This is a genomic window from Vibrio sp. Y51_MX_L26 (assembly GCF_024181935.1).
Lineage (GTDB): Bacteria > Pseudomonadota > Gammaproteobacteria > Enterobacterales > Vibrionaceae > Vibrio > Vibrio diabolicus.
On record NZ_JAMZAS010000009.1, the window covers coordinates 24,102 to 50,862 of the forward strand.

The 26,761-nt window shown below is 46.6% G+C and carries 22 protein-coding genes; 15 read left to right on the forward strand and 7 right to left on the reverse strand.

What is annotated here, in order from left to right; translation table 11 throughout:
- Positions 1-617 precede the first annotated feature (617 nt).
- From NL645_RS17115 to NL645_RS17175, 13 genes are all read left to right on the forward strand, one after another.
- Entirely contained in the window at positions 618-3,218 is a 2,601-nt protein-coding gene (locus NL645_RS17115; protein ID WP_017634998.1) for a TonB-dependent siderophore receptor, read from the forward strand.
- Between the two features lie 65 nt (positions 3,219-3,283).
- The gene (locus NL645_RS17120; protein WP_005379365.1) at positions 3,284-4,048 is read left to right on the forward strand and encodes a DUF3450 domain-containing protein; all 765 of its coding nucleotides are present in this window, start codon (positions 3,284-3,286) and stop codon (positions 4,046-4,048) included.
- A 3-nt stretch (positions 4,049-4,051) separates the two neighbouring features.
- On the forward strand, positions 4,052-5,413 hold the full coding sequence (locus NL645_RS17125; RefSeq protein WP_017634999.1) for a MotA/TolQ/ExbB proton channel family protein: 1,362 nt from the start codon (positions 4,052-4,054) through the stop codon (positions 5,411-5,413).
- A gap of 9 nt (positions 5,414-5,422) precedes the next feature.
- Complete coding sequence (locus NL645_RS17130; RefSeq protein WP_005379363.1) at positions 5,423-5,950, forward strand: MotA/TolQ/ExbB proton channel family protein; 528 nt, start codon at positions 5,423-5,425, stop codon at positions 5,948-5,950.
- Positions 5,951-5,975: 25 nt separating this feature from the next.
- On the forward strand, positions 5,976-6,383 hold the full coding sequence (locus tag NL645_RS17135) for a biopolymer transporter ExbD (RefSeq protein WP_005379359.1): 408 nt from the start codon (positions 5,976-5,978) through the stop codon (positions 6,381-6,383).
- Between the two features lie 4 nt (positions 6,384-6,387).
- Complete coding sequence (locus tag NL645_RS17140; protein WP_005379353.1) at positions 6,388-7,020, forward strand: energy transducer TonB; 633 nt, start codon at positions 6,388-6,390, stop codon at positions 7,018-7,020.
- A 9-nt stretch (positions 7,021-7,029) separates the two neighbouring features.
- Positions 7,030-8,253 carry a lipopolysaccharide assembly protein LapB gene (locus NL645_RS17145; protein WP_064376868.1) on the forward strand — a complete coding sequence of 408 codons (1,224 nt, stop codon included), beginning with the start codon at positions 7,030-7,032 and terminating at the stop codon, positions 8,251-8,253.
- A gap of 448 nt (positions 8,254-8,701) precedes the next feature.
- A complete protein-coding gene (gmk, locus tag NL645_RS17150) occupies positions 8,702-9,325 on the forward strand; it encodes a guanylate kinase (protein ID WP_005379347.1) in 624 nt (207 codons plus the stop codon).
- Positions 9,326-9,506: 181 nt separating this feature from the next.
- Positions 9,507-9,779, forward strand: a complete 273-nt coding sequence (gene rpoZ / locus NL645_RS17155; RefSeq protein ID WP_005379346.1) for a DNA-directed RNA polymerase subunit omega — start codon at positions 9,507-9,509, stop codon at positions 9,777-9,779.
- Positions 9,780-9,818: 39 nt separating this feature from the next.
- The gene (gene spoT, locus NL645_RS17160; RefSeq protein WP_005394948.1) at positions 9,819-11,939 is read left to right on the forward strand and encodes a bifunctional GTP diphosphokinase/guanosine-3',5'-bis pyrophosphate 3'-pyrophosphohydrolase; all 2,121 of its coding nucleotides are present in this window, start codon (positions 9,819-9,821) and stop codon (positions 11,937-11,939) included.
- A gap of 52 nt (positions 11,940-11,991) precedes the next feature.
- Positions 11,992-12,675 (forward strand): tRNA (guanosine(18)-2'-O)-methyltransferase TrmH, encoded by a 684-nt coding sequence (trmH, locus tag NL645_RS17165; protein WP_104974601.1) that lies wholly within the window; start codon positions 11,992-11,994, stop codon positions 12,673-12,675.
- Between the two features lie 252 nt (positions 12,676-12,927).
- Positions 12,928-15,009: an ATP-dependent DNA helicase RecG gene (recG, locus tag NL645_RS17170; protein WP_253652100.1), complete on the forward strand. Its 2,082-nt coding sequence runs from the start codon at positions 12,928-12,930 to the stop codon at positions 15,007-15,009.
- A gap of 233 nt (positions 15,010-15,242) precedes the next feature.
- Positions 15,243-16,631 carry a uracil-xanthine permease family protein gene (locus NL645_RS17175; RefSeq protein WP_170892254.1) on the forward strand — a complete coding sequence of 463 codons (1,389 nt, stop codon included), beginning with the start codon at positions 15,243-15,245 and terminating at the stop codon, positions 16,629-16,631.
- Between the two features lie 73 nt (positions 16,632-16,704).
- Here the strand turns inward: NL645_RS17175 and envZ are convergent, their stop codons facing one another.
- From envZ to NL645_RS17200, 5 genes are all read right to left on the reverse strand, one after another.
- Complete coding sequence (gene envZ / locus NL645_RS17180; protein ID WP_047009400.1) at positions 16,705-17,997, reverse strand: two-component system sensor histidine kinase EnvZ; 1,293 nt, start codon at positions 17,995-17,997, stop codon at positions 16,705-16,707.
- A gap of 102 nt (positions 17,998-18,099) precedes the next feature.
- Positions 18,100-18,819 carry a two-component system response regulator OmpR gene (gene ompR, locus NL645_RS17185; RefSeq protein WP_005394960.1) on the reverse strand — a complete coding sequence of 240 codons (720 nt, stop codon included), beginning with the start codon at positions 18,817-18,819 and terminating at the stop codon, positions 18,100-18,102.
- A 129-nt stretch (positions 18,820-18,948) separates the two neighbouring features.
- Complete coding sequence (locus NL645_RS17190; RefSeq protein WP_005394961.1) at positions 18,949-19,344, reverse strand: DUF1090 domain-containing protein; 396 nt, start codon at positions 19,342-19,344, stop codon at positions 18,949-18,951.
- A gap of 105 nt (positions 19,345-19,449) precedes the next feature.
- Positions 19,450-19,941, reverse strand: coding sequence for a transcription elongation factor GreB (greB, locus tag NL645_RS17195; protein ID WP_005394962.1), 492 nt, complete (start codon positions 19,939-19,941; stop codon positions 19,450-19,452).
- A gap of 117 nt (positions 19,942-20,058) precedes the next feature.
- Positions 20,059-21,939 (reverse strand): RimK/LysX family protein, encoded by a 1,881-nt coding sequence (locus NL645_RS17200; RefSeq protein WP_124007334.1) that lies wholly within the window; start codon positions 21,937-21,939, stop codon positions 20,059-20,061.
- Positions 21,940-22,168: 229 nt separating this feature from the next.
- Between NL645_RS17200 and NL645_RS17205 the strand changes: the two genes are divergently transcribed.
- Positions 22,169-24,490: a Tex family protein gene (locus NL645_RS17205; protein WP_253652101.1), complete on the forward strand. Its 2,322-nt coding sequence runs from the start codon at positions 22,169-22,171 to the stop codon at positions 24,488-24,490.
- Positions 24,491-24,594: 104 nt separating this feature from the next.
- Here NL645_RS17205 and NL645_RS17210 read toward each other — a convergent pair whose 3' ends face one another.
- Together NL645_RS17210 and bioH are read right to left on the reverse strand one after the other, a co-directional pair.
- Positions 24,595-25,059, reverse strand: coding sequence for an ATP-dependent Lon protease (locus NL645_RS17210; RefSeq protein ID WP_253652102.1), 465 nt, complete (start codon positions 25,057-25,059; stop codon positions 24,595-24,597).
- Positions 25,060-25,183: 124 nt separating this feature from the next.
- Positions 25,184-25,951: a pimeloyl-ACP methyl ester esterase BioH gene (bioH, locus tag NL645_RS17215; RefSeq protein ID WP_006741796.1), complete on the reverse strand. Its 768-nt coding sequence runs from the start codon at positions 25,949-25,951 to the stop codon at positions 25,184-25,186.
- 84 nt (positions 25,952-26,035) lie between these two features.
- On the opposite strand from bioH, the gene NL645_RS17220 reads away from it, so the two are divergent.
- Complete coding sequence (locus NL645_RS17220; RefSeq protein ID WP_213970612.1) at positions 26,036-26,761, forward strand: ComF family protein; 726 nt, start codon at positions 26,036-26,038, stop codon at positions 26,759-26,761.

The window sequence follows — 26,761 nt, forward strand, 5'->3', positions numbered from 1 at the left end:
CAAAACATGACAAACTTCCTTCGATGTCGAAAAACAGAAATGTTTTTGTAAAAAATTATAAAAAACCACAAAAATAATTCATACAGAATATCAATCTAGGCTGTTTAGAGCCAAAACCCTACATAAAAATGCACCCTACACACATAAATAGACACATAATCCAAGGTTATATTTGACCTAAAAATACGAGTGAGCCCTTTAACCGCAATGGGTATCATATTTTGATACCACCTAATAAGTTCGAGCTAACAAAGTATGGATTCGATATAAAACTCATCTCAGAACAATTCACTGGAAAAATATCTTTTTCCAGATTCAATTACCCACTAAAAAACCATAGGCAAGATAAGTCATTAAAGTTTATAAGAAACACAAAATACGGTGTTTTATTGAAATTTAATCTCGATTCATAAACCTTATTCGGTTTTTTATTCCGCCTTTTAAATAAAGCCTGGTTATTTACATCTTTTTTACATTTAAGCATCCCCGTTTACCACTGGTTTGACTTCCTTTTTTCATCTCGGTTATACATTGGCCGAACGTTAACGAAATATTAACGTCACATTTGGCCGCTATGCGGCCAGACATAGGAAATAATAATAATCGGAGCAACAAGGATGTATAAAAACACAACCGCTTTATCTGTTGCGATAAGCCTTGCTTTGGGGACAGCAGCAGTTGCAGCCCCAGCAACAGCACTGGCAGAAGAGCAGCAAGTTGAAAAACTTCAAAAGATGAAAGTTACTGGTTCGCGTATCTCCACGACGGATATGGAAGGTCCTTCACCAGTTACTGTTATTAATAGTAAAGACATTGAGTCTAAAGGCTTTAACAGCGCGCAAGACGTATTGAACAGTTTGACCCAAAACACAGGTGGTGTAATGGCTCAAACAGACTCTTTCTCGTTTACACCAGCAGCGCAGTCAGTCAACTTACGTGGCCTTGGCGCGTCACGCACATTGATTCTTATTGATGGCCGTCGTCTTCCTCAATACCCGCTAGCACAAGATGGTACATCTAACTTCCAAGATATCGGCCAAATCCCTGTCGCCGCTATTGAGCGTGTTGAAGTAATGACCGACTCAGGTTCTGCTATCTACGGCTCCGACGCAATCGGTGGTGTCGTAAACTTCATTTTAAAGAAAGACTTTGATGGCGTTTCTGTAAAAGTACGCGCGGGTGACGCGACGGATGGTGGTTACCAAAATGGTCGTTTAGACGTTGTAGCTGGCAAAAACTTTGACGACAAACGTATTCTCTTCGTTGGCCAATTTGCGGGCAACGAAATGCTAAAGCAATCTGACCGAGATGATTGGGCTGGCGATGACGGTTCTAGCCGTTCTCAGCTAAGTGGCTACTCTAGCTACGGTGCAAACTTTGAAGGCGCCAACGGAACACTTCTAACACCAGCTGATGCTGGTTCTTCCTGTAAAGAAGTCGTTGGTGATGCCGCGATTGAACGAGCGGATGGAAAGTGTGGTGTTAACCGCTCTGCATACCGAACATTAAAACCAGAAAACAAACAAGTAGACCTACTTTTACGTGGTGAAATGGACATTAACGACAATGTCACTGCCATGGCAGAAGCCCGTTTTGGCTACAAGTCTACAGAATCTGAATTCGAACCTAACCCTTACAGCGTTGAAGTTGATGCCACTCACTTCCGCGGCGAAGGCGAATACACTCGCCGTATGGTCGAATTTGGACCACGCGAAAGTAACACTGAAGCCGATTCTTTTGGCTTAACCTTAGGCTTGAACGGCCTGCTTGCTGATACGTATGATTGGGACCTATCCGCTGGTTACTCTGAGCAAAGCGTTGAAACAAGCAACCCAGCAATCTTCCTAACTCTCGACCAAGCTGTACAAAATGGTGATGTCGATCTTCTAGGGCCTATCTCTCAAGACGTTGTAGACAAATACAGCGGCACTTCAAGCAAAGAAGCTTACTCAAAGCTTTACTCTGTTAACGGCTCACTGGCTGGTGATTTGGTTGAACTTCCTGCAGGTATGTCTGGCTTTGCTGTTTATGGTGAATGGAACCGTACTGACTACAATGAGACGATTGATGCGACAACAGCAGCTGGTGGTTTCTCTGGTCTAGGTGGAACATCAGGCGGCGGTGACCGCGATCAGATTGGTCTTGGTGTTGAAGCTCTTATTCCTATCATTGAAGATTTAGAAATGACTGTCGCTGGTCGTTACGACCACTACTTCGACGACTCGGCAACTGGCGGCGCATTCACTCCTAAAGTAGCCCTAGCATACCGTCCTACTGACACCCTATTGCTACGTGGTAGCTACGGTCTAGGCTTCCGAGCTCCAGACTTGAAGCGACTATTTGGTGATCAAACTCGAGGCTTTGGTTCTGGTTTTGACCCTGTGCTTTGTGCCAACGCTGGTGGTAGCGGCCCACAAGATAAAGACAAGTACCCAGAGTGTGATACTCAGTACTTCGATACGCTTAATGGCCCTAACTCTGAGCTGAAAGAAGAAACAAGTACAAACATTAACTTGGGCCTAGCGTGGGAGCCTGTGGATGATCTTGGTGTAACTGTTGACTGGTACCACATCAAGATGGAAGACGTCGTAACAGCACCAACTTACCAAGACGTAATTAACGATCCAGGTAAATACCCAGGTACTGAAGTCGTTCGTAACCCAGATGGCACCATCAAGTCGGTATCCTATGGTCCAGTGAACCAGTCGTATGAAGAGCGTTCTGGTATTGACCTAGCGATCAAATACGCATACGACACTAATGAGTTCGGTTCATTTAACACGCGTGTTGCTGTAACGAAGATCTTGATTGCTGAATATCAAGAAAACGACAGCGAGCCTGTAACGGATGAAAGAGATTTCATGCCTGAATACACCGCAACGTTAAATCTTGGCTGGGCATATGAAGATGTCGCTATCAACCTATTTGGTAAATACCGCGACCGTATGTGTTCAAGCTACGCAAACCGTTACTACTTTGATGACTGTGATTCTGCTAAAAAAGCGGGTTACAAAGCAGAAATCGCTAGTATGACAACGTGGAACCTAACGGCTTCTTACCAATTCAACGAGAGTGGTCGTGTAACTCTTGGTGCTATCAACATGTTTGACAAAGTACCGCCTGCAGATCCTCTAAGCGATACCTCTCCATTCTATGCAACTGGGTATGACGATCCAATCGGACGTCAGCTATACGTCGAGGCATCATACGACTTCTAAAAAATATTTGGCGCGGGTTTTCCGCGCCCTTTTCGACTGACTAAAACACTGACAAGGATGCAACCATGAAATTCAAGGAATTTGGTCTCAGTGCCATAGCTGCAGCATTGCTTACTATCAGTAGTAGCTCTATAGCGGCCAACTCTGGTGCTGTCGTTTCCACACAAGCAAAAGCAAATCAATCTTCAGAAGCTTCGCAACAAAAAATCGACAATTATGCCGAAAGTACTGAAGGCATGTTGGCAGAATACAAAGGCTTACTACGTCAAATCGACAGCATGAAAGTCTACAACGAGCAAATTAATCGTATGGTTCAATCACAGCAAGGTGAATTGGACTCATTAAATAACCAAATTGCTCAGATCGATCAAACGGCAACAGAAGTAGTGCCACTAACACTTAAAATGATCGATGCACTCGATGAGTTTGTGACTCTCGATCTGCCTTTCCAGAAAAAAGAACGTAATAAACGTGTCCAAGAACTGCGTCGTCTCATGGATCGCGCCGACGTAACGACTTCTGAGAAATTCCGTAAAGTGATGGAAGCCTACCAAATTGAAGAAGGCTTCTCTCGCTCAATTGAATCTTACAAAGCTAGCCTAGATAGAAATGGGGAAACCGTGACTTACGATTTCCTACGTATTGGTCGCACGGCGCTTTTATTCCAATCTCCAGACGGTGGTGAGACAGGTATGTGGAACCAACAAACACGTCAATGGGAAACATTACCGGAAAGCTACCGCATAGCGGTACAGCAAGGCCTTCGTATCGCGAAGAAGCAAGCGCCACCAGCGCTAATCAAATTGCCTGTATATGCTGGGGAGGAATAAGAGATGAAAGGATTCAAAACTCTAGCCGCTGGTCTACTAGCGAGCTTATTTATGGCTTCAGGCGTACAAGCAGAAACGCCTAAAAACCTATCTGAACTACTCAAAAACGTAAAATCAGAAAGCATCGTTGAGTCAAAAGAGAATAAAGCCCGTGAAGCTGAGTTCAAGAACAACCGAGATAAGCAAGCGGCATTATTGCAACAGGCTCGTGAAGAGCTAGCTTCACAGCAAGCACTGGGCGATCAACTTAAAGCGACATTTGATGAAAACGATAAGCAGCTGACTGAACTAACAGAAACCTTACGTGTTCGCTCTGGTACTTTGGGCGAAATGTTTGGTGTGGTCCGCCAATATGCGGGCGAGTTTAAAGGCTTATTTGCAGCCTCTCAAAACGCAGTTCAGTTCCCAGAGCGTGACGCGCTACTAACGAAACTGGCTGAAAGCAAAGAACTGCCATCAACACAAGAGCTAGAAGCATTCTGGCATACCATTCTTCAACAAGTGGTTGCCTCAGGCGAGACAGCAACAACCCAAGCCACGGTTGTTTATGGCGAAGGTAAAGAAGCGGTTCGCGATGTTACTCTTGTCGGTGAATTTAACGCGATTGCCGATGGTAAGTACGTTACTTATGTACCTCAAACAGGTAAGTTCGAAGAACTCTCTCGACAGCCTCGCACCAATATTACGCGTCATGTTGCAGGCTTTGAGTCAGCGTCAAACAGCTATGAGCCACTGTTTATTGACCCATCCCGTGGTGTAATTCTGTCTCTACTTGTACAAAGCCCTACCGTTCAAGAACGTATTGATCAAGGTGGCATTGTAGGTTACGTCATCCTTGGTATGGGTGCAGTTGGCGCTATCATTGCTCTAGTTTGCTTCCTACGCCTTCAAGTGATTGGCGGTAAAATGCGTAAGCAAGCGAAATCAGAAACCGTGATTCCTGGTAACCCTCTGGGTGAAGTTATCCAAGCTTACCAAGAGCACAAAGGTGACAACCTTGAAGATCTGGAAGCGAAACTGGACGAAATCATCCTACGTAACGCACCGAGCATTGAACGCTTTATCAGCTCAATCAAACTGTTCGCTTCTGTAGCACCACTTCTAGGTCTACTGGGTACGGTTATGGGTATGATCGGTACGTTCCAAGCAATCACACTATTTGGTACAGGTGATCCTAAGCTAATGGCTGGCGGTATCTCTGAAGCACTTGTTACTACGATGCTTGGTCTGGTTGTCGCAATTCCTCTACTGTTCCTGTACACCATCGTACACAGTAAAGGTCGTCGTTTGGTTCAAACTCTTGAAGAACAGAGTGCAGGCTTCATCGCTCGCTATCAGGAAAAACTACATAAAGCCGAAAGCTAAGGAGGCATTATGTGGTGGTTAGTTGGAGAACTTGAATCAATTAGGCGCTTCTTGGGAATGGGTGGCGATGTACTCGTCGCCATCTTCATCCTCAGCTTTATGCTTTGGGCAGTATTGTTAGAACGTTGGTTCTATTTTGCTGCCGTCGCTCCAAAAGCCATGAAAAAAGCCGTTGGCTCATGGCAGGGGCGATCAGAGCACCAGAGCTGGAACGCTAAGATGATCCGACAAGAAATTGTTTCTCGTCAGGACATTGAGAATAAAAAGGGCCTGCCAATCGTGAAAGTGTTGATTGCGCTTTGTCCCTTACTGGGTTTGCTCGGCACCGTTGTTGGCATGATCCAAGTATTCGACATCTTAGCGGTAACAGGAACAGGAAGCCCTCGAGCAATGGCCTCGGGGATCTCAAAGGCAACAATCCCAACGTTAGCCGGGATGGTGGCTTCTCTATCAGGACTGTTCTTTAGTTCACGTCTTGATCATTTAGCCAAAGTCACAACGCAAAAGCTGGAAGATAAGCTAAAGCATATTGCCTGAGTAAATGGAATTAGAGGTATAGGTCATGAAAAGACGCTATAGCAGTGATAGCAGTGATGAAACCGCTATCGATATGACACCGATGCTCGACATCGTATTCATCATGTTGATCTTCTTTATCGTAACAACATCGTTCGTAAAAGAAGCTGGTCTAGAAGTAAACCGCCCGACGGCAAGCTCTGCGCAAACCGTGAAAAAAGGTAACATCATGGTCGCAGTTGGTGCGGCGGGTGATGTTTGGGTTGATAAACGCCGCATCGAAGTGGACGCGGTTCGCGCGAATATTGAACGTCTTCGTGCAGAAAGCCCTGATGGCGCAGTTGTTATCCAAGCCGACACAGAAGCAAATGCTGGCGTAGTCGTGAAGGTTATGGACCAGATCAAAATGGCAGGTGTAGAAAGCATCTCCATTGCCGCAACCAATAAGGATTAAGCTTATGCGGTATCTGGCCTCAATTGCACTGGCGCTCATTGTCTCCCTCGGGTTGTTCTGGGGGATGGACAAGCTAGTAAACAAAGAGCGCCACGAGTTAGTGTCGAATGATGACCTGCGTATGGTCGAGTTTATTCGCATTAAACCAGACGAAAAAATACAGGAGAAAAAACGCGAACTTCCAAAGCCACCACCGCCTAAGCGTCCGCCGCCGCCGCCAGAAATGAAAGTGACAGCGACAGTAAAACCGGTGATGGAGCAGACCCCAATGGATATGCCAAAGCTTGACCTACCCGTAAATGTTACAGGTGGTTCGGTGCTTGGACATTATAGCCAGGGTGGAGGTGCGCAACTCGCGGGTAGCGGAGGTCCAACACCTCTAGCGACATTCCAACCTCAAATGCCTAGGAAAGCTGCGAAAGCAGGAATAGAAAAAGGGGTCGTCTTATTAGAGTTTACTGTCAACGCACGTGGTGCCGTAGAGGACATCAAAGTTCTTAAAGAGCAACCACGACGCTTAGGCCTCGGTCGAGCGGCAAGAAAAACAGTCTCTAAATGGACATTTAAACCAAAATTGGTTGACGGGAAACCTGTTAGCTCGCGCCTATCGCAAGAAATAGAGTTCTCAACCAATTAAGGAGTCACGATGAAAAGTTTATGGAAAAGCAAAGTGGCTTCTTTAATTCTCTTCGTAGGAGTGGCAATGGCCGCTCCTACGATGGCAAAAGAAGCTCCTCAGTTATCAGATCGGACATTTCGAACCGTTAACAAAGTGCAAGAGTTGATCGCAACTGAAAAATATTCAGCAGCGAAAGAAAAACTAGCAAGCGCTTTAGAAAGCACAAGTTCGAAAAAATACGACCGAGCAGTTTTACTTCAGCAGACTGGCTTTTTGTATTCGCTACAAGACAATTATGTGCAAGCAGCAAAATACTTTGCCGAAGCATTACAGCTCGACGCACTTCCCGTTCCTGTTGCTCAACAAGTTCGCTACAGCTTGGCTCAGCTTTACCTAGCTGAAGAAAAGTATACGTTGTCTGTAAAAACGATGAAGGAATGGTTCAAGGTTGCAGAAACAACCAAAGAGAAGCCTCAAGCTCATGCTTATATCACGTTAGCGAGCGCTTATGTTCAGTTGGAAGATTACAAAAATGCAATCCCGCCAACCAAAAAAGCCATCGCGATGAGCAAGAGCCCAAGTGAGTCTTGGTACTTAATTCTCGTTGCATCTCACTACGAGTTAGGCCAGCTGAAAAGCGTTGCCAGTGTACTCAAAACTCTGACTTCAAAGTACCCTCAGAAAAAGCGTTACTGGATGCAACTTTCTGGTGTCTACATGGAGCTAGGTCAAGAACGCAACTCTCTAGCCACCCTAGAAATGGTTTACAAAATGGGGAAACTAGAAGGAGAGAAGGAATATTTACGCTTTGTAAACTTCTTGGCTTATCAAGGTATTCCATATAAAGCAGCCAAAACTCTTGACAAGGAAATGGCAGCTGGAAACATTGAAAAGACGAAGGAAAACTATGACCGCCTAGCCAGTTTCTGGCAGCAAGCTAAAGAGCTAGATAAATCAATTCTCGCTTATAAAAAGTCATATAACCTCGCTCCTTCTGCTAAAACGCAAATTCAGATTGCTCGCTTAATGATACAAGACAAGCAGTATTCTGAAGCAACTCGTTTTGTAGAAAGCGCGGCATCCAGTGCCTCTAAAGAGCAAAAGGCAGAACTTGAATACATTCGCGGGATGGCCTATTTCGAGCTTAAGCAACCACAAAAGGCCTTGCAGGCGATGAAAGGCGCTGCTCAATCGCCAAAATTCAGGTCAACCGTTAGCCCTTGGATAAATTTCCTAGAGTCTCAAGGATAATTCGAAGATTAAGTGTGAGTCAGTCGCACGCCTGGGGAAGTGAAAGCTTCCCCTTTTTTCCGTTTTATCTTTATTAACCCCTATTTTTAACCAGAGTCACTCACGCAAGCCAAATCGGGACTCTAAACCTAAAATCAGCACACTAAACGGTTGTAGAAATGGTTTTAATAACAGAGTGCGCGGATGGTAAGTCCTGTATCACGCTCCTTCTTCGCTGTTTAGGAACACTCTGGCGTAAGTAACTATTTCATCTGAGACGATCACAGACAGAAAGATCAACTGGTAACAAAATAGAGATCATGATACTCTTCGCCTCCATTTTTCTGGCGGGATTATCACCAATATCCACCCCTTTGGTGGTTGATTTCTCAATGCCAGTGCTATCGTTATAAGAATGTCGAACTTTCCTTCGGCACTCAATCAATCCAATCAAAAGTGGAACAGTACAATGGGCAAAGGTACTCTCTATATCGTATCTGCACCTAGCGGCGCAGGTAAATCTAGCTTGATCTCAGCGATGTTGGAACGCAACCCAACCTACGCAATGAAAGTGTCTGTGTCTCACACCACGCGCAACATGCGACCTGGTGAAGAAAATGGTGTCCACTACCATTTTGTAGCGAAAGATGAGTTTGAAGCCCTGATCGCTAAAGGTGACTTCCTAGAATACGCAGAAGTGTTTGGTAATTATTACGGCACATCTCGTGTATGGATTGAAGAAACACTAAATAAAGGTATCGACGTTTTTCTAGATATCGACTGGCAAGGCGCACGCCAAATCCGTGAACAAATGCCAGAAGCCAAAAGCATCTTCATCCTGCCACCATCAAACGGTGAGTTAGAGCGTCGCTTGAACACTCGTGGTCAAGATAGCGATGAAGTGATCGCAAAGCGTATGGCTGAAGCCAAGTCGGAAATCTCTCATTACAACGAGTACGACTACGTGATCGTAAACGACGATTTTGATACCGCTTTGATGGATTTTAAAGCTATCTTGCGTGCTGAAAGATTGAAGGAAGAAAAGCAAGCTGCTAAATATAAAGGTATGCTTGACGCGTTGTTAGCAGAGTAACTTCAAAAAAGTCACGCTGTAAAACATAAAGAATTTCCCGTTTTTTGCCCAGTGCGAAAAACACAATAAACTACCTGAGAAAGTCCACAAACGGTGGCTTGTCTAATTGCTAGTAAATAAAGTAGTTAGGTTGTATACTTTCTCGTCATTCTAAAATTTTAGTTAACTATTTGGAGTCCTCATGGCACGCGTAACTGTTCAAGACGCTGTTGAAAAAGTTGGCAACCGTTTCGACCTAGTACTGATTGCGGCTCGCCGCGCTCGTCAAATGCAAACTGGCGGTAAAGATGCACTAGTGCCAGAAGAGAACGATAAGCCAACGGTTATCGCTCTACGCGAAATCGAAGAAGGTTTAATTACTAAAGAAGTTCTAGACGCTCGTGAACGTCAAGAACAGCAAGAGCAAGAAGCGGCAGAGCTAGCGGCAGTAAGCAGCATCGCTCACAACCGTTAATTCTGACTTTAGAATTCAACAACCTCCCGGGCCTATAATTTGTATCTATTCGATAGCCTCAAAGACGTTGCCCAAGAATACCTAACAGAGCCTCAGATTGAGGCTCTGCGTCAATCTTATGTGGTAGCGAGAGATGCCCATGAAGGGCAAACCCGCTCTAGCGGTGAACCATACATCATCCACCCTGTCGCAGTGGCTCGTATCTTGGCCGAAATGCGCCTTGATATCGAAACCCTCCAAGCTGCTTTGCTGCATGACGTCATTGAAGACTGTGATGTAACTAAAGAAGATCTCGAAGAGAAATTCGGCAACACTGTCGCAGAATTGGTTGATGGTGTATCTAAACTGGACAAACTCAAATTCCGCGATAGGAAAGAGGCTCAGGCTGAGAACTTTCGTAAGATGGTTCTGGCCATGGTGCAAGATATCCGCGTCATTCTGATCAAACTGGCTGACCGCACGCACAACATGCGTACGCTTGGCGCGCTTCGACCAGATAAAAAGCGTCGTATCGCTCGTGAAACGTTAGAAATTTACGCACCCCTCGCTCATCGTCTTGGTATTCACAATATCAAAACCGAACTCGAAGAGTTGGGCTTTGAGGCGCTATATCCCAACCGCTACCGCGTACTGAAAGAAGTGGTTAAAGCCGCACGTGGTAACCGTAAAGAGATGATTCAACGCATTCACAGCGAAATAGAAGGCCGTCTGCAAGACTTCGGCTTGAATGCTCGCGTCGTTGGTCGTGAGAAAAACCTGTTCTCTATCTACAACAAGATGAAAACCAAAGAACAGCGCTTTCACACCATCATGGATATCTATGCGTTCCGAGTCGTTGTTGATACCGCTGATACTTGTTATCGCGTTTTAGGCCAAGTACACAGCTTGTATAAGCCACGTCCTGGTCGCATGAAAGATTACATCGCGGTACCAAAGGCGAACGGCTACCAATCGCTACACACTTCCATGGTTGGCCCACACGGCGTACCTGTTGAAGTTCAGATCCGTACTGAAGATATGGATCAAATGGCGGACAAAGGTGTCGCGGCGCACTGGTCTTATAAAGACAAAGGCGACAAGTCTGGCACCACTGCGCAAGTGAAAGCTCAGCGTTGGATGCAAAGCCTGTTAGAGCTACAACAAAGCGCGGGTAACTCATTCGAATTCATTGAAAACGTAAAATCCGATCTTTTCCCAGATGAGATTTACGTCTTCACACCAAAAGGTCGTATCGTTGAATTACCTTTAGGCGCAACGGCTGTCGACTTTGCCTATGCCGTACATACCGATGTAGGCAACTCTTGTGTTGGTGCTCGTGTTGATCGTAACCCTTACCCATTGAGTAAGGCATTGAAAAACGGTCAGACGGTGGAAATTATCAGTGCCCCTGGTGCGCGTCCGAATGCGGCATGGCTAAACTATGTCGTGACTTCTCGTGCCCGCACTAAGATTCGACAAGTACTGAAAACGATGCGTCGTGAAGAGTCGATTACTTTAGGTCGTCGCCTACTTAATCACGCACTTGGCCGCCACTCGATTGATTCAATTTATCCAGAAAATATCCAAGAAGTCTTGAATGATCTTCGCCTAGAAAGCATCGATGATTTATTGGCAGCTATTGGATTGGGTGAGTTGATGAGCATTGTGATCGCACGTCGTCTCCTTGGTGATACCGAAGAACTCACGACAACAAGCTCAATCCCAACGGACTCGAAGAAGAAGCTTCCGATTCGTGGCGCAGAAGGCTTATTGCTGACGTTTGCAAATTGTTGTCATCCTATCCCAGATGATCACATTATTGCTCACGTATCGCCTGGTCGTGGTTTGGTTGTTCACCGAGAAACATGTCCGAACGTTCGTGGTTATCAGAAAGAGCCAGACCGTTATATGGCTGTCGCTTGGTCTGACGACTACGACAAAGAGTTTATTGCTGAACTTAAAGTCGACATGCTGAACAACCAAGGTGCTCTTGCAGAACTGACCAACGTGATCTCGAAAACAGGGTCAAACATTCATGGTCTTTCAACGGAAGAACGTGATGGTCGTTTGTACACTGTGACTGTGCTGTTGACGACGAAAGATCGCGTCCACCTTGCAGGCATCATGCGTAAGATTAAGGCAATGCCTCAAGCAACCCGAGTCAGACGCAGAAAGAACTAACCTCTATCGCCACCTACCCTGTTAGGTGGCGATTTTTTATACCTCAATAAATATGAACCTAGAACGTTACAACCGCATTCACCAAGTCCTAAAAACTCGCCAAACTGATCTGACACTTTGTCTCGAAGAAGTACATAAGCCAAACAACGTCTCTGCCGTGATCCGTACCGCTGACGCGACAGGTTTACACAAAGTTCATGCCATTTGGCCTGACAAAATGCGTACGCTGAGCCATACCTCAGCTGGCGCGCGGAACTGGGTTGAAGTTGATACTCACGATTCCATTGAAACTGCGATTACCGAACTCAAAGCGCAAGGTATGCAGGTTTTGGTGACCAATCTTTCAGATACCGCCGTCGATTTTCGCGAGATCGACTACACCAAGCCAACGGCCATTATTTTAGGCAGCGAAAAGGTTGGCGCTTCGGAGCAAGCCAAACAGCTTGCCGATCAAGACATTATTATCCCGATGGTGGGCATGGTGCAGTCACTAAACGTATCGGTTGCCAGTGCCGTGATTTTGTATGAAGCGCAACGTCAACGTGAAGCCGCAGGCATGTACGAACGAGAAGAAAGCGCTCTGCCTAAAGAGACAATCAACCGTATTCTCTTTGAACGTGGTCACCCAGTGCTGGCAAAAGTCGCGAAACGAAAAGGACTCGCTTACCCACCACTCGATGACGAAGGCCAAATCATCGCCGATGATGCGTGGTGGCAAGAGATGCAAAGCAAGTAACAGGCTTTCGTCATCCTGAACAGCGACGAAGGAGCGTGATTCAGGATCTAATTCCCGAGTATGCTGATGCTGGTAGTGTTAACTTCAGCGACATACTTGTTGGAAATAGATTCCTGATGTCGCTAGGCTCCTCGGAATGACAGGTTATCAGTCAGATCATGACACTAACTAAAGCATGACTATTTTTTCCTGTACAAAAACACAGCTCCATGGTTAACATACTGCTATGTTAACCATTTTCTTGAGCCCTCTATGTCCGCCCAAATGTTATCTGCCGTCCCATTAACCTCCCTTTCTGGGGTTGGCGCGAAAGTCGCAGAAAAACTCGCCAAAGTTGGCTTACATAGCGTTCAAGATTTGCTGTTTCATCTTCCACTGCGCTACGAAGATCGTACCCGTATTTACCCTATTGCCAAACTGCATGCTGGCCTTTGGGCGGCCGTGCAAGGCAAGGTCATGGCAGTCGACACCATCTTCGGTAAGCGCAAAATGTTAACGGTAAAAATCAGCGACGGTAATGGCACTATTACGCTGCGCTTTTTCAACTTTACCGCGGCCATGAAGAACAATTTCACACAAGGTAAGTTAGTACATGCTTACGGTGAAATTAAGCGCGGTGGCATGGGCTTGGAAATTGTTCATCCTGACTACAAGTTTTACGTCAGCGATCAAAAGCCCGATGTAGAACAGAGCTTAACCCCTGTTTATCCCACTACAGATGGTTTACGCCAAATCACATTGCGCAACCTTACCGAACAAGCTTTAGCGCTGCTTGATAAAACCGCAGTGCAGGAATTACTTCCAGCCGGGCTGTATAACCATCAAATCACGATGTCGCAAGCGCTGCACACCATTCATCGCCCACCACCAACCATTAATTTAGATGAGTTTGACGAAGGCAAACATCCTGCTCAAATCCGCTTGATCATGGAAGAGTTGCTCGCACAAAACTTATCGATGCTGGCGGTGCGTAGCAAAGGCCAGAAGGATTCAGCGTTACCTCTCGGTCCTTGCAATAAACTAAAAACGCAGCTTTTAGCCCAACTGCCTTTCTCTCCTACGAACGCTCAAACCCGAGTAGTACAAGAGATTGAAGCCGATTTAGAAAAACCCCACCCAATGATGCGCCTAGTGCAAGGTGATGTGGGTTCGGGGAAGACGTTGGTTGCCGCTCTGGCCGCCGTTCGTGCCATTGAGCACGGCTATCAGGTGGCACTCATGGCACCAACCGAACTATTGGCTGAGCAACACGCGATCAACTTCGCCAACTGGTTTGAAACAATGGGCATTCAAGTCGGTTGGTTAGCGGGCAAACTCAAAGGTAAGGCAAAGGAAGCCGAGCTGGCTCGCATTGCCAGTGGTGAAGCACAAATGGTAGTGGGTACTCACGCGCTATTCCAAGAGCACGTTGAATTTCATCACCTTGCTTTGGTCATCATTGATGAACAGCACCGCTTCGGTGTCCATCAGCGATTAGAGTTACGTGAAAAAGGCGCAAAACAAGGCGCCTACCCACATCAGTTGATCATGACGGCAACGCCTATTCCTCGCACGTTAGCGATGACCGCATACGCTGACCTGGAAACTTCCGTGATTGACGAACTGCCTCCGGGTCGAACGCCGATTCAAACCGTCGCCATTCCTGACACAAAACGTGACGACATCGTCGAGCGTGTCCGAAATGCCTGTTTAAACGAAGGTAAGCAGGCATATTGGGTGTGTACTCTGATTGATGAGTCGGAAGTATTAGAAGCGCAAGCCGCGGCAGATACCGCTGAAGAGCTTCAACGTAAGCTACCGGACGTAAAAATTGGTCTAGTACACGGCCGAATGAAGCCGACAGAGAAACAAGCGGTGATGCAAGACTTCAAAGACAATAAACTACATTTGCTGGTCGCAACGACGGTGATTGAAGTTGGCGTGGATGTGCCAAACTCTAGCTTGATGATCATCGAGAACCCCGAACGTCTTGGTTTGGCACAATTACACCAGCTAAGAGGTCGTGTGGGCCGAGGCTCCGTTGCTAGCCATTGTGTGCTGCTGTACCACTCTCCACTGTCAAAAACCGCGCAAAAACGTCTCGGAGTACTACGTGAAAGTAACGATGGCTTCGTCATTGCACAGAAAGACCTAGAAATTCGTGGCCCGGGCGAACTCTTGGGTACAAAACAGACTGGTCTTGCTGATTTCAAAATTGCAGACTTAGTTCGAGATCAACGCCTGATTCCCGAAGTTCAGCGTATTGCGCGTCATATTCATGACAATTACCCGACTAACGCAACAGCGATTATCGATCGCTGGTTGGGTGAGCGGGATATTTACTCCAAAGCGTAATGATTGAAAGCGAGCCAAATGGCTCGTTTTTTAATACGCCAAAACTCAAGCAATCGTTTGCTTTTTAGGTAAATCTCTCTATAATCGCGCACAAATTTTTTAAGTGTGTTGCATCACACTCCACCAACCTGAGTTGACTCTGATTAACAGCAATCACAGGTAACGACGTCAACTCCACCCTGCTCTCCCATTCAGCGAGATCTGGGAATATATTGCGACTAGCGAGACAAACAATGACAACTTCAAACCGATCTTCGGAACTGGTTTATCAACTCAATGATCGACCACCTTTGCCTCAAACCATTTTTGCCGCACTTCAGCACTTATTGGCGATGTTCGTCGCGGTTATCACTCCGTCACTGATCATCTGTCAGTCTTTGGGTGTACCAGCAGACCAAACGAATACCATCATCAGCATGTCTTTATTTGCGTCAGGCGTGTCTTCGTTTATTCAAATTCGCACCTTTGGCCCAATTGGCTCTGGTTTACTCTCTGTTCAAGGCACCAGCTTTAACTTTTTAGGTCCTATTATTGGTGCAGGCCTATCGCTGAAAGCCGGTGGAGCAGACATCAGCACCATGATGGCTGCCATTTTTGGTACGATTTTAGTCGCATCATTTGCAGAAATTTTCCTATCTCGCGTATTGGAGCATGCCCGCCGAATCATCACTCCGCTCGTTTCAGGCATCGTCGTCACTCTTATCGGCCTCACACTGATTCAAGTCGGCTTAGTATCAATGGGCGGTGGCTACGCAGCATTAAATGAAGGAACCTTCGGCAGCTTAGACAAACTTGCTCTGGCTGGGACGGTACTTGGATTAATTGTGATTTTAAACCGCTCGAAAAACCCATACATCCGTGTGGCTTCAATCGTGATTGCGATGCTAGTGGGTTACATCATGGCGTATTTTATGGGGATGGTAGATACTTCTCAGCTAGGCGCAACCGAGATCGTAGCACTGCCCGTACCAATGCAATATGGCTTATCGTTTGACTGGTCTCTGTTCATTCCGCTGGTGCTGATTTTCTTTATTACCGCACTAGAAGCCATCGGCGATATTACCGCCACATCCGAAGTGTCTGGCGAGCCAGTCAAAGGCCCAGTGTACATGAAACGCATTAAGGGTGGTGTGTTAGCAGACGGCTTAAACTCTGCAATCGCAGCCGTGTTTAACAGTTTCCCGAACTCCACCTTTAGCCAGAATAACGGCATCATTATGCTAACAGGGGTTGCGAGCCGTTACGTGGGTTACTTTATTTCTGGCATGTTAGTGATTCTTGGCTTGTTTCCTGGTGTCGCTAGCTTTGTTCAGCTGATTCCTGAGCCAGTACTTGGCGGCGCAACGATTGTCATGTTTGGTACGATTGCAGCCGCTGGTGTGCGTATTATCTCTCGTGTTGAGCTCGATCGCCGCGCAATTCTGATCATGGCCTTATCCTTCTCAATGGGGCTTGGTATCGCGCAAAAACCAGAGATCCTGCAATTCATGCCAGAATTTATTAAGAGTATTTTCTCCACTGGCGTTGCTGCAGGTGGTATCACAGCGATCATTTTAAACCTACTTCTGCCAGAGAAACTGGAAGACGAAGATGAACTTCCTCAAGAAGTGAAAGAGTCTTAATAAGATTGTAGAGAAAAGCAAAGCCCAACCTGTTTAGGTTGGGCTTTTTGTTTTAAATGGTACAGTCATCGACTTACTTGGTAGGAAAGCTGATTTGAGCGATTAAACCGCCTTCACTGCGATTACGCATCACCACAGAGCCTGAGTGCTGGCTGATTATACGCTTCACTATCGCCAGCCCAAGCCCTGTACCTTCACTGCCGCGAGCTGTATCACCACGCGTAAAGGGTTCAAATAATTTTGCGATTTGAGAATGCTCGATACCCGGTCCGTTGTCTTCTACCGATATCCACACTAGCTGCTTATCTGCCGTCACACCGGTACTGATTTTGACCCAGCCATTGCCGTAACGCAGTGCATTGACAACTAAATTACTGATCGCCCGTTTAATCGCAATAGCGCTTCCTTTGGCTGGTGGCAGGTTAGGATTAAGATCCGTTTCAATTTCAGCCTCATAACCACCTTCCGAACTGGCGACATCACTGGCAATCGTACTGATATCCACAGGTTCAAACGATTCTTTGTTCACCGGTTTGAGGTAGTCCATAAACTGACTAATGATCTCATTACATTCTTCCGTATCGCTAATGATCCCTTCAGCAAGGTAGCTATCCTCGGGAGACATCATTTCTGTCGCTAAGCGAATGCGCGTCAGCGGTGTTCGCAAGTCATGGCTAATCCCCGCCATTAATAGGGCGCGATCTTCTTCGAGCTCCTGAATGCCTTTGGACATTTGATTAAACGCTCGGGTGACAGAGCGAATTTCCGATGCGCCTTTTTCTGCCAACGGTGGCGGGATTTCACCTCGACCGACGTCTTTCGCGGCTCTCTCTAAAGCCAAAAGTGGGCGGTTTTGTAAACGAATAAACAACCAACCACCAGCAATGATCAGCAGCGCCATAATCAAGCTGTTACGAAACAGCGGTGCAAAATCTTCTTCTTGCAACTCAGATAAAGGAATACGAATGATGGAGTTCGGCAACTTTTCGATGTGCATCCACAAGATGTAACTTTCATCGCCAAGCAATAAGCGCACTTCGGTGGGCGAACCTAACTCTTGGCTCATTTCTTCAGACATCAAATCAATCGACATCGCGTGATGAAATTCAACCGCTTTATCGCTGTCGAGGCTGTGAACCGTCACCCCCAGCCTTTCTAATAACTGACGTCTCAGCGGTGCATCAGATTTTAATGGCCCTTCATCATCAAGCACCAAATTAAGCTCATGGGCGAGAATTTTATTGAACTGCTGCAAACTCGGCATCAACGCGTAGTTAAAAACGGCGTAGTAAGAGAAAACTTGGCTAGCGAGAAGCAAAGAGATGAACAGCAGAATAGATTGTGTCAGTGAACTTCGGATGCGCATGGAACGTTCCTGGTGGTCCTAATCGCGAAATTTCAGCCTTCGAAGGGAAGGACTTGAAGGCTGAAGTTGCTATAGCCAAGTGCTGGCTATGGAGTGAGGAGATTACACCTCTTTGCCGTCTGGGACGAAAACGTAACCTAACCCCCACACGGTTTGAATGTAGCGTGGCTTGCTCGGATCGTCTTCTAACATGCGACGCAAACGTGAGATTTGCACGTCAATAGAACGTTCCATCGCAGAATATTCACGGCCACGTGCCATGTTCATCAATTTGTCTCGTGACATCGGCTCTCGCGCATTCGTCACGAGCGCTTTCAGGACAGCAAACTCTCCTGAGGTCAGTGGCATTGCCTCGTCACCGCGGAACATCTCGCGTGTGCCTAGATTGAGTCGGAACTCACCAAACTCCACTACTTTTTCTTCGGTGCTTGGCGCACCCGGCAACTCTACGGTTTGACGGCGTAGTACGGCTTTAATGCGAGCGAGTAATTCACGTGGGTTAAATGGTTTTGGCAAATAATCATCCGCCCCCACTTCCAGACCCACAATGCGGTCCACTTCATCACCTTTCGCGGTGAGCATTAAGATTGGCAGCATGTTGTTCGCATGGCGTAGACGACGACAAATCGACAAACCGTCTTCACCTGGCAACATTAGGTCTAGCACCATTAAATGAAAGTTTTCGCGCGTTAGTAGGCGATCCATCTGTTCACCATTGGCGACACTTCGGACCTGAAAACCTTGCTCAGAAAGGTAACGCTCCAATAGAGCACGTAAACGAGCATCGTCATCAACCACTAAAATTTTATGATTTTCTTGCATTGAAACATCCTTTCAGAAGCATCTATTGTCGAAAATGTATCACTGTTTTTCCTAACGTGCTCAAGCAAATTGTTACTCTTTTTATCTTAAGCGCTTTATTCTCTCTCTAGCAGGTATTTTCAGCACCTACTATTGGCCATAATTCCATTCCAGTTCACGTTTGGCCTCAAGTAACTCTTGTTGTGCTTCTGCCAATTTGTGACGTTTTTTCTCGATTTTGTCTGCTTTCCCTGAACGCTGCGCTTCCGCTAATTCTTGCTCACGCTCCTCAACGTCTCGCGCCTTTTCGTCCACTTCAGCTTGCAGTTCTTGACGCAGTTCACCTTCCGAACATTCATTCTGGATAGCGGTAAGTGCCTGTTCTAAGCCTTTAATTCGATGTTCATTACCTTGTGCTTTCGCATACTCAAGCTGCTGTTCTACCGCTAACTCTTTGGCGTCACAGCCTTTCACTTCATCTTGAGCAAAAACTGAGAGTGAGAATCCTATTGTTAGTGCAGCGCTACACATGACTGCTTTGTTCATTTTACTTCTCCGATAAAGGCACCATGCCTTTGTATCCAATAAGCTGACGTTGAGACTCAAGTCACTTCTAGTGAACTTCAAGAGACTTGAATCAGTGATAAAGCCTCAGTCTTCCAAGGCTGGTTTGTTGTATTCAATCGAGTTAATGAACCACTCTTTTTCACCTTCTGGGGTGCGTACCGTGAATTCTTCATCCACTTGCTTTTTCAACATCGCTCGCGCCATAGGTGAATCGATAGAGATGTAGTCTTTCGCATCTCCATAAATCTCTTCAGGCCCAACTATGCGGAACTTCTTCACCTCTCCTGCCTCATTTTCTATTTCAACCCAAGCACCAAAAAAGACTTTGCCTTCTTGCTGCGGAGAATAGTCAACGATCGTGACTTCAGGCAGAAACTTGCGAAGAAATCGAACACGACGGTCGATCTGACGAAGCAGACGTTTATTGAAGGTGTAATCCGCATTTTCTGAGCGATCGCCCAGGCTCGCCGCCCAAGTGACGATTTTGGTGATTTCAGGACGCTTTTCATTCCAAAGGTAATCATGCTCTTGTTTGAGTTTGTTATAACCTTCACGGGTAATCAGCTTAGTTTTCAAGTTAACTCCTATCTCAACTAAAAAATGCCGCTCTTGAGCAGCATTAAGGAGATGATATACCCAAAGCACTGGCTTCGTTCGGGCTTTGGGTATCAAGATAATAAGGCGGCCAGAGTGCTACTTTTCGTAATCTGGTTTTTGCGTCACAATGTAATTCGTATCACTCGAAACAACCGCGCCATGTTTTAGGAAGTTTTTACCTAAAATCATGCTGTAATGGAAGCGACCTCGGTCTTGCAAATTGACTCGGATCTTCTTCTCTAACTCGCCAAGTTTAACGTGCATTTCTACTACCGGCCGTTCGTTGGCCTTTTCTCCTTTTTTGGCCGTTATACGCATGACATCCACCACCTCACGGGTAAACGCCTTGGTCATGCCTAGATCGTTTTCATAAGTAAAGCTCACCATATCTTTACCGTCTTTTTGAAAGCGCTTGATGTCCTTGGCATTAATCGAGCTCACGTCAGCACCAGTGTCCAATTTAACAGGGAAAGACATCCCTTCCACTTCAGCCACTTCGATATGACCGGCTTTGAAAAGCGGTCTTGCATCTAGTAAATGGTCGGCGCGAGTATTCAGCAGCACACCGCCTTTGGCGATGTCATGACCAAAAACGAAAAATGGTTGCGTCTCGTCTTCATCTAGCACATCGAGTGCAAATTCCATTGATGTCTCTTTGCTACCGAAAAGGAAATCGCCATCAACAACGGGACGCACAGTGCTACCCACTTTGAGCTTTTTCACCACGGGCTTGGTAATTTTTTCTTCTTTACCCTCATCGTTCATTAAATAAAACGTGACGGATTCATCCTTACCTTTTTCTGTTACTTCAAAGCCATTTACACGCAGTAATGGCGTTTTCACCGTAAACGTGGGGTAAGCAGGAACGGTATAACCATCAATGGTGACTTGTTCTTCCGGTGAAATCACAAGGGGCTTTGACTTGAGTGCGCTCTTGAACGTTTTTTCAACACCGCCCAATAGGTTTTCTCTGTCGGTATCAATCACAAAGTGTTGGCTCGCGACATCCTGACCCAAACGAATTTGTGAACTGAACTTACTGCGGTCACGCAAATAGACTAACCAACGTTGAGTTTCGTTTTCGTCGATTTTCACTGGTAAGTAGACCAACGGACGCTCGCTTTTGGTGGTTTTCAGCATGCGTACCAAAGGTAACGTCATTGGATGGCGCTTGCCGTTTTCACCTTCTAGCGTGAAAGAAACTTCATTGTTCTTTTTATCAACCTTGATATCCAGTGCGTGAACGTTGGTGTAGCGGCTGGTGGTTGAGATGCTGATCTTGTATGGCACGCCCTCGACTTCAACCGTCTCTTTTTTGCCGATCATTTTTGCGCTTGGTTGCTCTTGAAGATAGTCGTAGCCAGCGAATACCCACGCATTGTTATCGAGATAGGTTTTACCAATCAAGATAGGAGAAGAGAATTGCGTGCGCTTGGTCAGATTCACTTCTGTATCAACGGTATGGCCTGCAATCGTCATCGGCATTTTTATCGTCGGGCGTAAAATAGGCTTTTTGCTTGTTCGACTACGAATGGCGCTCACTCGCTCCAGATCATCGGTAATCTGTATTTCTTTTCCTGTGTAAGGATGAGGAACCGTAAAGCTCACCTTCACTTGATATGGTTTAAAAGTATCGGCATCCCACTTCGCCTTCGTCCCACCTAAATCATCGACAATCGCCCACAACAACTCGTTGTCTTTCAAGTTCTGGTAGTCAGGATGAGAGCTACTGACATGGATGTTCTCTGCATGCATAGACGTGGTGTCAGCACCAGTATCAATCTTGCCAATAAATGGTACCGCTTTTAGCTCTGGAATATCACTGTAGTAAACGCTCTCCACTCGTCCAAGCACCAACTTGTCATCAAGCTGATATACAGGGTCTTGTGTGGTTGCTGATATGGATTGTGCCCAACTAAGCGGGGCGACAAGTAAGGCACTCGTTAGCGCTAACGCCAAAGACATTTTTTTCATCATGATTATCCGTATAAGCCGAGGTACATTTAGTTATATCAATAACCGTGGATATAGGTTAGTCGATAGTTGCGGATATAAGTTCTCAATTTAATTACAGTTTTGACACAAATCTGACTGATGTCCACCAGCGCCCGGTAAATTTTTGTCTCGTTAATTTAAAACATTGCAAATTCTTCGAACGACCCCAATGTTCTATACAACCCAAACCGAATTGAAAGAGAAAACACGGATGAGCCAAGCTATCTGTCGTATGATTGCTCAAGAACTGAATGTTCGCCCAGAGCAAGTCAACGCCGCTGTCACCCTAATTGATGACGGTAACACCGTCCCTTTTATTGCACGTTACCGCAAAGAGGTGACGGGTGGCCTTGATGATACCCAACTGCGTACTCTGGACAGTCGTCTGTCTTACCTTCGTGAAATGGATGACCGCCGTCAAACCATTCTCAAATCGATCCAAGAGCAAGGCAAAATGACGCCTGAGCTTGAGCAAGAAATTATTCAAGCCGATAGCAAGACTCGTCTTGAAGACCTTTACTTACCTTACAAACCTAAACGCCGCACTAAAGGCCAAATCGCCATTGAAGCTGGCTTAGAGCCTCTCGCGGATACACTTTGGAACCAGCCACAAACAGAACCAGAAAGCGAAGCGACGAAATATCTTGATGCCGACAAAGGCATCACAGATACCAAAGCCGCCCTAGACGGTGCCCGTGCGATCATCATGGAACGCATTGCTGAAGACGCAAACTTACTGGAAAAAATCCGTAACCACTTAAATCGTAATGCGGAACTTGTCTCACGCGTCGTTGAAGGAAAAGAGCAAGAGGGTGAGAAGTTCAAAGATTACTTCAATCACAACGAACCGCTGAGCAAAGTCCCTTCTCACCGTGCACTTGCGATGTTGCGCGGCCGCAATGAAGGCTTCCTGACTTTAGCCATGAACGCTGATCCAGAGCAGGAAGAAGGTGCTCGCCAATCTTACTGTGAAACCATCATTGCCGACCATTATGGCGTGACGTTAAGTAGCGCACCAGCAGATGCATGGCGCAAACAAGTGATCAGCTGGGCATGGCGCATCAAAGTATCGATGCACATGGAAACCGAGCTAATGGGCGCAATGAAAGAGCGTGCTGAAATTGAAGCGATTGAAGTATTTGCGACCAACCTAAAAGATTTGTTGATGGCGGCGCCGGCAGGTCCTCGTGCAACACTTGGTCTCGATCCTGGTCTGCGTACCGGTTCAAAAATCGCGGTTGTCGATTCAACGGGTAAAGTTCTGGCTACGGAAACCATCTACCCTCACCCTCCGCAAAAACAATACGACAAATCAGCGCAAATCGTTGACCAGTTAGTGCGTAAGTACAACGTGGATTTAATTGCGATTGGTAACGGCACGGCTTCTCGTGAAACCGATAGCTTTGTCGCAGACGTAATCAAACGCGGCAACCTAAAAGTTCAGAAAATCATCGTCAGCGAAGCAGGCGCATCGGTGTACTCGGCCTCTGAACTCGCAGCGAAAGAGTTCCCGAATATGGACGTATCACTGCGTGGTGCAGTGTCGATTGCGCGTCGTTTGCAAGATCCATTGGCTGAGCTCGTGAAAATCGATCCGAAATCGATCGGTGTGGGTCAATACCAGCACGATGTAAGCCAATCTATGTTGGCAAAACGCCTAGATGCGATTGTGGAAGACTGTGTAAACGCGGTTGGCGTTGATGTGAACACGGCTTCTGCCGCACTATTAACGCGCGTAGCAGGCTTATCAAGCACCATCGCGCAGAACATTGTCGACTTCCGCGACGAAAATGGCCGCTTCGAAGCACGTACGACGTTGAAGAAAGTACCTCGCTTGGGTCCTAAAGCGTTCGAACAGTGTGCGGGCTTCCTACGTATTATGGACGGCAAGAACCCACTTGATGCTTCAGCAGTCCACCCGGAAGCATACCCAGTAGTCAAAGCAATTGCTGAGAAAAACAGCAAAGACATCAAGGCACTGATTGGTGACTCAGCATTCCTCAAAGGCTTACACGCTGTGGACTATACCGATGAACACTTTGGTGTCCCAACGGTTACCGATATCATCAAAGAGCTGGATAAACCGGGTCGTGACCCACGTCCTGAATTCAAGACCGCTACGTTTGCAGAAGGCGTAAACTCAGTTTCTGATCTAGAACCGGGCATGATCCTAGAAGGCGTGGTCTCGAACGTAGCCAACTTTGGTGCCTTCGTCGATATCGGTGTTCACCAAGATGGTCTGGTCCACATTTCTGCGCTGACTGACCGCTATGTTTCTGATCCACGTGAAGTCGTGAAAGCAGGTGACATCGTCAAAGTAAAAGTGATGGAAGTGGACGTACAGCGTAAGCGTATTGGTCTATCGATGCGTATGAAAGACGAACCGGGTCAAGATAACCGAAGCCAACGCTCTTCAGCCGCACCGCGTCGTAATGACCAAGCACAACGTCGTCAGCCTCGCCGCGATGAGTCTTCATCGAACAGTGCAATGGGCGGTGCTTTTGCGGCAGCGTTTGCTAAAGCGAAAAAGTAATCTCGCCTAGGCTCACCGCTAACGAGCTTTCATAGCTAAAAAGAAAACGCTCCAATCAGTTCAATCTGCTTGGAGCGTTTTTGTTTGAGTAGGATATTGAGTCGTCATAATACTGCTATCACTTCTGACGGGGTATGGGGAGCGACTGCATGACCATAATGAAACTTGATCACCTTCCTGCGCTTTTCCATTAATCCTTCATTGATCGCAGCATCCAAAGTGCGCTTTGGTAAGCGAAAACGAATTGCGTAGCCCTTACCTTGGTCTTCACTGTACGACTTGAGCGCAAGCAAACTAAAAAGCCGTTCTAGTGTATCTTCCGGCTCTTCTTGATAACGCGTGTCGACTTCTGTTTCCATGTCATAATCAGGATGCTCTGAAGGATCCCAAGAAGACTGACGTCGGCGCTTGTCATCGCCTTTTACTTTTCGCTCTGCATTGGTTTTGGCCAATGCGACCGTTGGCGTCACAGGCTCTCGGACTTTATTGTCGCGAGCTGCTTGTTCCGTCTGCACATTCACGGATGGGGCGATCAGTGGCACACTTACGTTGGTCGGTGACACAATCATTGCGAACCCTCCTCAGAGTCGCCCAACTCGTCAATATGGCTTAGCTTTATTGGCTAATAAAACCTCACCAACCTTTATATCGACCACTTTTTAAACAGCTTGAGCTTTTTCCGCTTGTATTTGATTAATCGTGAGCAAACTCTCGAATTTGGGCACAAAACTCGTCATGTTCGGTCATAAAGGGCGCATGAGAGGACTGATTGAAAACAAACTGCTGAGTATGAGGTAACTGTTCACTTAAATCATTCGCCACTTTAATCGGCACCAATCCATCCAAACGACCATAAAGACGCAGCATTGGTACAGAAAGAGACGTCAATGCATCGCGCAGATCCACATCAGCAAGGATGTTTAGCCCAACCAACAGCGACTCAGGGTTTGGCTGAGGGCGCGACAGTACCGCTTGCTTGAGTTGTTTCACATCTTTGCGTGCAGATGGACTACCCATCGCTTGCAACGCCATAAAGCGCTCAATGGTCAGTGAAAAATCTTCTAACAACTGAGAGGTGAATGCGCTCAGTACATTCGGTTGAATACCGCGCCAAGGCTTCTCTGCGGCAAATTTTGGTGAACTGGCGACGGTGATCAACTTAGTCACACGCTCGGGCATGTTTAATGCGACATGCGTCGCCACTAAGCCTCCGAGGGACCAGCCAAGCCAAATCGCTTTCTTTGGCGCACTTTGCGCGACCAAGTTAGCAATATGGTCTAAATCTTCACCATGATGCTCGGCACTGTGTCCGTAGCCCGGAAGGTCAACAACATGAACACGGAAATCGGTTTGAAGTGATTCGACGGTTTGCTGCCAAACCGCGCCATTCATACCCCAACCATGTAACAACACCAGATCAGGTCCTTCACCAAACGACTGCCAATGTAATTTCGTGCTCATGCTCTCAATCTCTCCCACTAATTTTATTCCCTACGCCATCAGCCAAGCGTTAGGCTGAGTAAAATATCACCATGAATAAGCGCTATGTTATCTCATCACTGGCAAAACATCATGCATCGTGTGTTGAGCAGTCAATGCGGTCTGTGTCGATTCCCTATTCAAACACCAAGCCACACAAATACTCTGCGCTGGTGCGAGCACTGTTTAAAATACCTAACTCCGGTAAAACGATGTCAACGCTGCGGTTTATCATTACAGAAAGAAGAAATGAGTACGGATAGTATTTGTGGTGAATGTCTTTCAGAGCCACCGCCATGGCAAAGGCTATACACGTTAGGCGATTACGACTTTCCCCTTTCACGGGAAGTACAACGCTTTAAAGATCACGGAGAGTCTTGGCATGTAAAAGCATTAACCGAGCAACTGGCACAGCGCATCACCACGCCAGCTCCAATCATTACCAGTGTGCCATTGCACTGGCAGCGTTACCTGCGCCGGGGCTTTAATCAAAGTGATGTTTTAGCCCGACACCTCGCCAAGCAATTGCAGACCAATTTCGACGCGAAGGTCTTTCGCCGGGTCAGAGTCGCCCAATCACAGCGCGGCAATACCAAAGCGAGCCGTGAACAAAACCTAAAAGACGCGTTTGTTCTCAATAAGCGACCGCCATCTTCCCACGTTGCCATCGTCGATGATGTGGTCACCACAGGCAGTACCGTCCGACAATTATGTCATTTACTACTTGAAGTTGGCGTAGAAAGCATCGATATTTACTGCATCTGCAGAACACCTGCTCCTCGTTCTCTCTAG